The organism is Capnocytophaga sputigena, from assembly GCF_002302495.1.
GTDB lineage: Bacteria > Bacteroidota > Bacteroidia > Flavobacteriales > Flavobacteriaceae > Capnocytophaga > Capnocytophaga sputigena.
Genome location: NZ_CP022379.1, coordinates 643,885 through 655,395 on the forward strand (window position 1 = coordinate 643,885; position 11,511 = coordinate 655,395).

General features: G+C 37.3%; 9 protein-coding genes and 2 tRNA genes. All 11 read left to right on the forward strand.

All coding sequences use genetic code 11. From position 1 onward, the window contains the following. The first annotated feature begins 123 nt into the window (after positions 1 to 123). The 11 genes from CGC57_RS02995 (at position 124) to CGC57_RS03045 (ending at position 11,459) form a co-directional block, all read left to right on the forward strand. Positions 124 to 987 (forward strand): nucleotidyltransferase family protein, encoded by an 864-nt coding sequence (locus CGC57_RS02995; protein ID WP_095897902.1) that lies wholly within the window; start codon positions 124 to 126, stop codon positions 985 to 987. Between the two features lie 69 nt (positions 988 to 1,056). Then, positions 1,057 to 2,100 carry a phosphotransferase enzyme family protein gene (locus tag CGC57_RS03000; RefSeq protein ID WP_095897903.1) on the forward strand — a complete coding sequence of 348 codons (1,044 nt, stop codon included), beginning with the start codon at positions 1,057 to 1,059 and terminating at the stop codon, positions 2,098 to 2,100. 61 nt (positions 2,101 to 2,161) lie between these two features. Further along, positions 2,162 to 3,319 (forward strand): galactokinase, encoded by a 1,158-nt coding sequence (locus CGC57_RS03005; protein WP_095897904.1) that lies wholly within the window; start codon positions 2,162 to 2,164, stop codon positions 3,317 to 3,319. Between the two features lie 12 nt (positions 3,320 to 3,331). Then, entirely contained in the window at positions 3,332 to 4,396 is a 1,065-nt protein-coding gene (locus CGC57_RS03010; protein WP_095897905.1) for an aldose epimerase family protein, read from the forward strand. 14 nt (positions 4,397 to 4,410) lie between these two features. Beyond that, entirely contained in the window at positions 4,411 to 5,970 is a 1,560-nt protein-coding gene (locus CGC57_RS03015) for a UDP-glucose--hexose-1-phosphate uridylyltransferase (protein ID WP_095897906.1), read from the forward strand. 47 nt (positions 5,971 to 6,017) lie between these two features. Continuing rightward, positions 6,018 to 8,534 carry a DUF5686 and carboxypeptidase-like regulatory domain-containing protein gene (locus CGC57_RS03020; RefSeq protein ID WP_095897907.1) on the forward strand — a complete coding sequence of 839 codons (2,517 nt, stop codon included), beginning with the start codon at positions 6,018 to 6,020 and terminating at the stop codon, positions 8,532 to 8,534. A gap of 13 nt (positions 8,535 to 8,547) precedes the next feature. Beyond that, on the forward strand, positions 8,548 to 9,558 hold the full coding sequence (locus CGC57_RS03025; protein ID WP_370684727.1) for an acyl-CoA reductase: 1,011 nt from the start codon (positions 8,548 to 8,550) through the stop codon (positions 9,556 to 9,558). Between the two features lie 183 nt (positions 9,559 to 9,741). After that, positions 9,742 to 9,813, forward strand: a tRNA-Glu gene (locus CGC57_RS03030). 45 nt (positions 9,814 to 9,858) lie between these two features. Then, a tRNA-Glu gene (locus CGC57_RS03035) sits at positions 9,859 to 9,930 on the forward strand. 63 nt (positions 9,931 to 9,993) lie between these two features. Next, positions 9,994 to 10,251 carry a 30S ribosomal protein S20 gene (rpsT, locus tag CGC57_RS03040; RefSeq protein WP_095897908.1) on the forward strand — a complete coding sequence of 86 codons (258 nt, stop codon included), beginning with the start codon at positions 9,994 to 9,996 and terminating at the stop codon, positions 10,249 to 10,251. A gap of 86 nt (positions 10,252 to 10,337) precedes the next feature. Continuing rightward, entirely contained in the window at positions 10,338 to 11,459 is a 1,122-nt protein-coding gene (locus CGC57_RS03045) for a hypothetical protein (RefSeq protein WP_095897909.1), read from the forward strand. The last annotated feature ends 52 nt before the right edge of the window (positions 11,460 to 11,511 follow it).

Here is an 11,511-nt window from a genome sequence, read left to right on the forward strand (position 1 = left end):
GTTTGCTAGGAAATAAGAGATAAAAGTAAAAACCTAACTCTTACTATATTTCAAAAAAAATTGCTTATTACTTTTTTTTTCGTATCTTTGCCCTTGCAATTAAAAAAAACAAACATTAATTTAATGACTACATTAGTGATTCTTGCCGCAGGCTTAGGAAGTCGATTCGGCTCTGATAAACAATTAGAAAATATACACAATGGGAATGCCTTGTTTGATTATGGTATCTACGATGCTCTACAAGCTGGGTTCGATAATATCGTGCTAATTATCCGCCACGAAATAGATAATCTCACCCGCCAACACCTTGAAAATCGTTTTAATAATGTCCCTATCACTTACGTATACCAAGACGACTATAATCCTAAAGGTATTGAACGCAAAAAACCTTGGGGAACAGGGCACGCAATGCTCTGTGTGAAAGAATTCGTAAAAAACCCTTTCCTCATTATCAATGCTGATGATTACTACGGCAAAGAAGGCTTTACACTGATGTATGAAGCTCTTAATGCTGGTAAAGAAAAAACTTTCTTCTCAGGTGGTTACCTGCTCAAAAACACTTTAAGTGAGAATGGTACTGTCTCTCGTGGTATTTGTGAAGTAGATAAAAATCACCACCTACTCTCCATCAACGAAGCTACCAAACTGCGCAAAAATAGTGAGACTACTGCTATTGATGAGGCTACTGGCACCGAGTACCCACTAAGTACCTACGTTTCTATGAACTTCTGGGGATTTACTCACGAAGTATTGGATATAGCCGACCGTTATTTCAAAGAATTTGTAGCCGAACATAAAGATGACCCTAAGGCAGAATTTTATATTCCTATGGTTGTACAACACGCTATCAAAGACTATGGATATAAATTGGAAGTATTGCCTAACCACGATAACTGGTTTGGAATGACCTATCACGAAGATCTTGCTCTGGTACAAAACGAAATACAAAAACTCGTAGATAAAGGTAGCTATCCCGATAAATTCTAATAAAATGTTTAACCTGTAAGAGATAATAAGTTTTTTCACTTCTTATCTCTTACCTCTTATTTAAATACAATGAAAGAAATAGCCAATCAATTTATTTTAGAAGGGGACATCCTTTCTGTAGAACCTTATGGTAATGGGCACATCAACCGCACCTATTTGGTAAAAACTACTGAAACTAACTATATCCTTCAAGGAATTAACAGCAATGTGTTCAAAACCCCCGACTGCATCATCAAAAATATCGAACTGCTTTGGGAAACTGAACCTAACAATCGCGTAATCCTCCCAATGATGTCTGCCAAACAAGGCGGTCATTCTGTAAATGCTGAAGCTATTGTGTGGCGTGTATTCCCTTTTGCTGAAGGTTATACTTCCTATGAGTTCATCGAAGCTCCTTGGCAAGCCGAAAAAGCCGCTACTGCCTTTGCTACTTTTATGAAAACTTTTGCTAACATTGATACTTCTCGCTTGCAAGCTACCATTCCTAACTTCCACAATGGGCATTTACGCTTCCAACAATTAGAAGATGCTTACGCTCAAGCTACTCTCGACCGCAAGAAAAAAGCTCAAAAACTATACGAGTTTGCACAACAACACAAAGTGATTTTCGACCTTATTCAAAAAGAAGTAGACGAAAAGCGCATACCCATTCGTGTAACTCACAACGACACCAAAATCAATAACGTACTCATCAATAAAGAAAACCCTGATGATTTTAGAGTAATTGACCTCGATACAGTGATGCAAGGTATTTTGTTGTATGATTTTGGTGATATGGTACGTACTTCGGTAAGCCCTACCGAAGAAAATGAACCTGACGATACTAAAATTGTATTCAACACTGAGTTTTTTGAAGCCCTTTGCAAAGGTTTTTCTGTAATGAACTCAGTAATGACAGCTTCTGAAAAGGCCCATATAGTAGATGGAGCTAAATATATGATATTCATCATCGGCATCCGCTTTTTAGCCGATTATTTCAACAATGATATCTATTTCAAAATCTCATACCCCGAAGAAAATTACATCCGAGCTCGCAATCAATTCGTACTTTTCCAACGTTTAGAGGACAAAGAAAATGAGTTGAAAACGATTGCAGCAAAGTATTTCAATTAGATTCTGATGTAATATACAAACACACAATAACGACTAAATAATAACTAAAATTAAAAACTATATGAAACACTTAGAACAAAAGTTTCAAGAAGTTTTCGGTGCTCCTGCCGAAAAACAATTCTTCGCACCAGGACGTGTGAACCTCATCGGTGAACATACTGACTACAATGGCGGTAATGTGTTCCCTTGCGCTATTGACAAAGGTACTTACGGTCTCGTAAAAAAACGCAACGACCGCAAATTCCGTATGTATTCTGAAAATTTTGCCGACCTCGGCATTATGGAGTTCACTCTTGATGAACTTACTAATGAAAAAAAACACGACTGGGCTAACTACCCTAAAGGTGTGATTAAAATGTTCCTCGAAGCAGGTCAGAAAATTGATTCTGGTTTCGACATTCTCTTCTCTGGAAATATCCCTAACGGCGCAGGACTTTCTTCTTCTGCCTCTATCGAAATGCTTACCGCTATCGTGCTGAAAGACCTTTTCAACCTTTCTATTGACCCAGTGGAAATGGCTCAATTAGGCAAAAAAACTGAAAACCTATTCATCGGGGTAAACTCTGGTATTATGGATCAATTTGCGGTAGCTATGGGCAAGAAAGACAATGCTATCCTCCTTGACTGCAACACCCTCAAATACGACTATGTGCCCGTAGTGCTAAAAGATGAAGTAATCGTTATTGCCAACACTAACAAACGTCGTGGTTTAGCTGATTCTAAATATAACGAACGCCGTGCAGAATGTGATGAAGCCTTAGCCGAATTGCAAACTAAATTGCCTATCAAAGCCTTAGGAGAACTCTCTATTGAACAATTTGAAGCCAACAAAGACCTCATCAAGAGTCCTATTCGCCAAAAAAGAGCAAAACACGCAGTATATGAAAATCAACGCACTCTTAAAGCGCAAAAAGAACTTTCTGCAGGTAATTTAGCTGAGTTTGGCAAACTAATGAATCAATCACATATTTCTCTACGTGATGATTATGAAGTAACTGGTGTAGAACTCGATACTTTAGCTGCCCTTGCTTGGGAACAACCTGGGGTAGTAGGTTCACGTATGACGGGAGCTGGTTTTGGCGGTTGCACTGTGAGCATCGTTAAAAAAGACAAAGTAGACGATTTCATTAAAAATGTAGGCGAGGCTTACAAAAACAAAATAGGTTATGCTGCCGATTTCTATATCGCTTCTGTAAGCGATGGCGCTAAAAAACTATAAACAAGACAAAGTATGATAACCATCAACAAAAGCCTGTTCGGTACTCACAACGGACAGGCTGTCTATCAATATACCTTACAGAATGCGAACGGCTTTCGCGTGTCTGTTTTGAACTTAGGCGGTACTATTACCGAAATAGCTGTAAAAGACAAACACAATGTACTGAAAAACGTAGTATTAGGCTATGCTCATTTAGAAGATTACATAGGTAATGGTGCCTACAATGGTGCTACCATAGGGCGCACTTCAGGGCGTATTCATAACGCTGCTTTTACTATCGACGGAAAAACTTATCACCTTTTTAAAAACAATGGTGAAAACTCATTACACGGTGGTAAAGAGGGTTTTAGCAGTAAAGTTTTTGAAGTAAAAGAACTCTCTAATGGCTTAGAAATGTGTTATACAAGTCCTGATGGTGAAGAAGGCTACCCTGCTAAGGTAGATTTCAAAGTGATTTACACTATCACTGATGACAACAGCCTGCACATTGCTTACGAAGCCGTTGCCGATGCCAAAACCTACCTGAATATCACCAACCACAGTTATTTCAACCTCTCTGGTGATATGGAAATGAATGGCGATACCCAAGTATTACAAATCGCTGCTGACAATATCTGTGAATTAGCAGAAGGATTGATACCTACGGGTAATTATATAGCTGTAGAAGGTACTACTTTCGATCTCCGCAAAGGAAAAGTCATCGCCGAAGGTATTGCTGAAGTACATCCCCAATTCGAAATCACTCGCGCTTACGACCACCCTTTTGTACTCAACCACAGCGGACTTAATGGCGCTCCTCAATTAGTATTACACTCTCCTCATAGTGGTATTACTATGGAAGCCTATACTACCCAACACGTGGCTGTGATTTACACCGGTAACTTTTTAGATGATGTAGCCGTATTCGATAAGGTATGTACTGCCAAAGAAAAACCTGCTAAAAATCCACGATTTGTAGGAGTAGCTATTGAGATGCAAGACTTCCCCGATGGTATCAATCAGCCTAAATTTGCAGTAAAACCTTTAGAAAAAGGAGAAGTGTACAAACAGGAAACCATTTATAAATTTAGGAGTTAGAAATTAGTTTGAAAATGGATATTTACATTGAAATAGAAACCCTCATCAGCTATGCTATATTGCACGGATTGGTGAAGGAAGACGATCGTATACTTGTAACTAATGCTGTTTTAGAAAGCATTGGATGTGATAGTTATACCGAGTTTACAGAAGAAGAAACCGCAAAAATCGCTAAAAAAGCTGCCGAGATAGTCTACCCTACTGAGGAACTTGATCGCTTGGTAGAATGGGCTGCTGAGAACGGCACCCTCTCTACCGATACGCTTACTTTCCGCGACCTGCTGAACTCTAAGATAATGGGACAGGTATTACCTCGTACATCGGTAATTCGCAACGACTTTTGGCACAAATACGAAAGTAGTAAAGAGCAAGCTACCCAATATTTCTACGAACTAAACAAACAAAGCAACTATATACGCACCGATAGAATTGCCAAAAACATCTTGTGGGAACACGAGAGCCCTTATGGCAATTTAGAGATTACTATCAACCTTTCTAAACCTGAAAAAGACCCTCGTGATATTGCTGCCCAAAAAGATGTGATAGCCACTAACTACCCAAAATGTCTACTCTGCAAAGAGAACGAAGGCTATATGGGGCGTGTAAACCACGCTGGACGCCAAAATTTGCGCACTATTAAATTAGATTTAGCTAATGAGGAATGGTTTTTCCAATACTCTCCCTATATCTATTACAACGAGCATTGCATTGTATTCTCAAGTGAACATCGGCCAATGAAGATTGACAAGGCTTGTTTTGAGCACGTATTGGGCTTTGTAGAGCAATTCCCTCACTATTTCTTAAGTTCTAATGCCGATTTGCCTATTGTGGGAGGTTCTATCCTCTCTCACGACCATTTTCAAGGTGGGCGACACGTATTCCCTATGGAAAAAGCCACCATTAAAGAACGTGTGAGTTTCAAAGGATTTGAAGATGTGGAAGCAGGCATCGTAAATTGGCCTATGAGTGTATTGCGATTACGCGGTGAGAAAGACCGCCTCATCACCTTAGCCAATGTGATTCTGCAATCGTGGATAAACTACAGTGATGAGTCATTAGGCATTTATTCTCATACTGAGGGTGTGCGCCACAATACAGTAAACCCTGTTGCACGCTTCAAAAATGGCAAATACGAACTCGATTTGGCTCTGCGCAACAACCGCACCGATAACCAGCACCCTATGGGAATCTTCCATCCTTATGAACATCTGCACAACATCAAAAAAGAAAACATTGGGATTATTGAGGTGATGGGCTTAGCTATTTTACCTGGTAGATTGAAAACTGAAATGGCAAGTATCAAAACATTGCTAAGTGAAGCCCTTTCAACAGGTAACAGCTTCAGTTCTGTATATACTAAAATGAACACTGACTCCACTTTGCAAAAGCATAGTCAATGGTTAGAACGTTATATAAACCTCGCCCCTACTCCACTCTCAATTGATAATTTAGACGACTTTATCAACAAGAGTATAGGCGATACTTTCTGTGAGGTATTAGAAAACTGCGGCGTGTTCAAACATACCCCTGAAGGTGAGGAAGGATTTAGGAAATTCGTGAGCCAAATTTGCTAATTTGCTAATTATTTGTATTTTTGCCTTCTAATTTTAATTTCTATACGATGAAAAAACACTTCTTACTACTCTTGTTATGTGCTTTTTTTCCCTTAGGTTCTTACCTATGGTCACAAACACACGTATCGGGTAAAGTAATCGACGAAAATGGCCAACCTATAGCTTTTGCTAATGTGCTATTCCCTAAAACTACTATTGGTGCTTACACTGATGATGAAGGGCGTTTTTCTCTATACTCCGAAAAAAAACAAAGAGATTTAGAGGTGTCATTTATAGGGTACACTACTAAAAGAATCCATTTAGAGAAAGAAAACACTAAAGGATTGGTTGTTGTACTTGTAGAAGGTGAACAATTAGATGCTGTAACTATTGTAGCAAAACCTAAAAAGGCTCTTTCTAAAAAAGAAAACCCTGCCTATACCGTTTTGCAAGGTATTTGGAAGAACAAAAAGAAACGCGGATTGCAAAATGCCACAGCTTATCAGTATAAAAAACATATTACTACTGAGTTAGGGGTGAACAACCTCGATACAGTCTTTCTCAAAAAAGCCTTAAACAAAGAATACGATACGATTAGAAAAATCCTCTCTGAGAAAAAGTACAAGGAAACTTTTTCTCTCCCAATGTATCTCACCGAAAAAATAGAAACTGTTTATGGTAACAATCAGTTAGGAAAAAAACGTGTAGATATAGAAGCCGAACGTGCTCAAGGTATTGTTCAACAAGGTTTTGGTCTGGAACGCGTGAGCCAATCGTTTGACGAGTTCGAGATTTACGACAATACTTATATGATACTCAACAAGCCGTTTGTGAGCCCTCTATCCGAATTTGGTTATGGTGTGTACCTCTATGTATTAAGTGATACTATTCAAAAAGATGATCGCCAATTCTACCGTATCAATTTCTTCCCTCGTGACGATCAAGATCTGGCTTTACAAGGGCAGTTTGATGTAGATACCAAAACCTTCATAGTGAGTGCTATACAAATGCACACCACTCCTAAAACTAATATCAACTTAGTACGCGGACTTTCATTTGAAAAATACTTCACCATTGCCAACGATAGTATTTATCTACCCGAACGCGAAATTCAGGTAGGCGATTTTACACTAATCACTAAAAAAGATGAAGAGAAAGGTCTATATGTAAAGAACTATATCAATTATTCCGATATATTGTTAAACAAAGCTAAAACTGCTGAATTTTATGACCAGCAAGTAGTAAAAACTGCTAAAGATCAGTTTCATAAAGATGATGCTTATTGGGATAACAATACTTTAGGAGGAGCCGACCTCACCAAAACCAAACTCCTCATTCGTGAGGTAGGAAGCAATAAACGCATTAAAATGATAGGTGATGTAACCGATGTGGTAACTTCAGGTTATATTCCTATAGGTAATTATATGCAATTTGGTAGGTTTTGGCAAACTTTCTCAAGCAACAATGTAGAAGGATTGCGCTTGCGTGCTGGCTTCCGTTCATTTATCTCTACTGATGACCGTTTTCGTGCCTACATTTATGGTGCTTATGGGTTGAGAGACAAACAATTTAAATACGGATTCAGTGGTAAATACCTCCTCTCTCACAGTCCGCGTATCACTCTTGGGGCTGGTTATCAGAATGATAATCTACAATTAGGCACTTTTGTAATGCACGATGATACCGAATTGAATTTTGAAAAGACTACTAACTTTATCATTGCACGTGGTGAGAATTACTACCTCACTCGCAACAAAAAGATACAAGGGGTAATCAATTACAATATCATTTCTAATTTGCAGTTTTCAATTTTTGGTACTTACCAAAAACTCTCTTCTGCAAGTGAAGAAAACTTCTTGATTGCCTACCAAAATCCTAAAACAGGAGATGTAATTCACGAGTATGACAACTTCTATACAGGAGCTCAGCTTTCGTTCACCCCTCACCGAAAAGTATTTGGTTATGGTGTAGAACAGCGTTATGGCAAAAAACTCTTCCCTATATACACCCTTAAATATTCTAAAGGGGTAGATGGGGTAATAAACAGCAAGTTTGATTATGACAAAGTCCAAATGATGCTTTATAAACCCATTCCACTCTTTGGTTATGGTATTTTTCACGCCAATATAGAAGCTGGAAAAGTGTTTGGTACAGCACCCCTTATTGCTTTAGCACCTACACCTGCAAACCAATCGTATTCATCAGCTCCTAATACTTTTGCACTTTTAGACTACTACGATTTCATCACTGATACCTATATTAATGGTTACTTTGAGCACCATTTTGATGGTTTCTTGTTAAACCGCATTCCTTTCTTGCAAAAATTACGCTTTAAAAGTGTACTTTTTGGTAGATTTGCTTACGGAACTCTCTCCGATAAAAACAAACAAGCAAATATCACTAACATCATATTCAATTCGCCCGAAAAACTCTATTGGGAATACGGATTTGGTATTGAAAATATAGGATTAGGCAACTTCCGTTTTATACGAGTAGATTTCGTATGGCGTAACGATTTCAACGATGTAAATGGCGTACGTAATCCTAAATTTGGAGTGCGTATTGGGATAGTACCATCGTTCTAGTAAGAAATAAGAGATGATAAAAGAAAAAGTAAAAAAAAATCTTATACAATTAGGAGACTTATTTTCTAACACCAAATTATTTAAGGATGCTTTTGAAAAAGCTGAGCAGCAAAACAGCTGGTTTACTCGTGCTAATTTGGAATTTGCCTTTACATCGTGGAGTGAAGCCCTCAGCGAAAGTAATGTACAACAATGGCTATCGCAGTATCAATTACCACAGGCTACTTCAGCTAAAAAAGTATTGATAGTAATGGCTGGCAACCTGCCATTAGTAGGTTTTCACGATTTATTATGTGTGTTAGTAGCAGGACATCAAGCTATCGTAAAACTATCAAGTGATGATCGTGTACTGCTCCCCTATTTACTTGAAAAAATAAAAGATTTTGCTCCCCAATGGACTGCTTCTGTACAATTTACTGACGAAAAAGTAACCGATTACGATGCTGTAATTGCAACAGGTAGCGACAATACTGCCCGCTATTTTGAATATTATTTTGGTAAGAAACCACACATTATTAGAAAAAACCGACATTCAGTAGCTGTACTCACTGGAGGAGAAACTCCTGAGCAGCTTTTTGCTTTAGGTAAAGACATCTTTCAGTACTATGGTTTAGGTTGCCGCAGCATCTCTAAACTTTTTGTTCCTAAGGGATATGATTTTAACTTGCTATTTCAAGCAATTTATCCTTACAAAGATATCATCCAAGAACAAAAGTACGCCAATAACTACGATTACAACAAAGCCGTCTACCTAATGAGCTTATACCAGCTCCTCGAAAACGGATTTCTATTGCTAAAAGAAGACGAGCATTACGGTTCACCTATTGCTACCCTTTTTTACGAATACTACACTGATGTAGATAGCTTAAAAAAGAAACTCACTGCTGATGCTGAAAAGATACAATGTGTAGTTGCACACAATTTTATAACTGAAGAAGTAGCCTTTGGAAAGACTCAAACTCCCCAGCTATGGGACTACGCCGATGGGGTAGACACCCTCATTTTCTTACTCAATTTATCATAAAACACTTCAAAACATCAACTGATAAAGAAAAATATTGAATTTATAAAATACTAATTATAAGACACTTATAAAATATTTTAAACTTTTTCCAAAAAAAAGTACTAAAAAAAATTGCAGATATAAAAAAAAGTAGTACTTTTGCCACCGCATTGAGAGAGAAACAATGTATAAATAAACTAAACTGGTCCGTTCGTCTAGGGGTTAGGACGCAAGGTTTTCATCCTTGTAACAGGGGTTCGATTCCCCTACGGACTACAAGCCATAATTAAATTTTTTAAACGGTTAAACAAATATTTTTAAGGTCCGTTCGTCTAGGGGTTAGGACGCAAGGTTTTCATCCTTGTAACAGGGGTTCGATTCCCCTACGGACTACTAAACTAAATGCACTATTCGTATCTAAAAGATACAACTTTAAAATTAAATTAGTAAAGGAAAATGGCAAACCATAAATCAGCATTAAAAAGAATTAGAAGAAACGAAGCAGCTCGCTTGCGCAATCGTTATCAACACAAAACGGCTCGTAATGCCGTAAGAAAACTACGTGCTTTAGAAAATGTAGAAGAAGCAAAAGCGCTTTTCCCTAAAGTAGTTTCAATGATCGACAAGCTCGCTAAGAAAAATATTATTCATGCTAATAAAGCAGCGAATTTAAAAAGCAGTTTAGCTAAACATATCAATAAATTAGCTAAATAGTCATTTAGGTTTTAGATTTATCACTGATAGCCAGATTTATGCAAGTAAATCTGGCTTTGGTGTTTTAAAGTTAAATATATGAAATTATGAAATATACATCTTATGCCCTACTTTTCTTACTTTCAGGAGTTATTTCTTGTAATGACACAAATCAATCAGATAAAGAAAAGCAAACTCATAAAACAAAGTCTATAGAGTTTGAAGAATTTAAACTCATAGACCTAACTCCTAAAGCTCAGGAAGATATGAAGCACTGGAAGAATTTCCAATCACTGATGCAGGTTATCGTATCAATGGCTCCTGCCAAGATAAAAAACACCGATGATTTGATGCTCTCTAATCCTGATAGTTTGTTAGTATACAGTCGCTTGTATCCTATCAATTCTAAAACAGAAGTTATCAATAGTATTGTAGAACACGATTGGAGAACTCCAGCCGATGCCGCTAAAGATACTGTTTTTAGGTTTGAAAAAAAGAAAAATAATGCAGTAGGCTTTTTACAATGGAATCGCTTTTTGGTAGCCAATATTCCTTACACTTTTTCCATAGTATTGAAAAAAGTAAATTATCCCAATGTAAAACTAAATTTTTTAGAAGGTGAAAATGATGAATTATCCGCAACTTTAGCTCTTGATACTCTTAGTACTTCTACTAATAATGTGAAGAGAATAACCCTATCCGATGATTGGTACAGCTACCAAATTGATTTCTCACCTAAAAAATCAGCATCTTACACTATAAGACTTTCGTTAGACGAAAATGCCAAAGAAAATGACAATGTGATACTATACCGCTCTATTTTAGAGCTTCCTGCAAAGCATTTTCACCAAGTAGGCAAATTTTCTGATAAGATTGTAGGAGAACACTCTGATGTAGAAAGTTCTTATTATTCTGTATTTTTTTGGTTAGTACAAATAGAAGATGCTCTCAAGGAACTACTCAATAGCGACACCTTTCCAGAGCGTATTAATGTCCCTACTGTAAAAGCTCGTTTTAGGCTCTTTCAAACACAAATTAAATCATTAGCTGATAATGTTAAGAACAACCCTGATTTCAACGAAAATGAGCTTAAAAACAATATCTTTCTATTAAGAGAAACATTCAATAGTATTATCGCTCGTATCAACAATATATATGGCAACGACTTAGATGAACGTATGAAATATATTGATACTCAACCAGATTCTATTTCTTCAACTAAGAATTAAATTAATCTTTTATTAATTAAAAAACTTCCCGTTAGGTCGCGACCTAACGGGA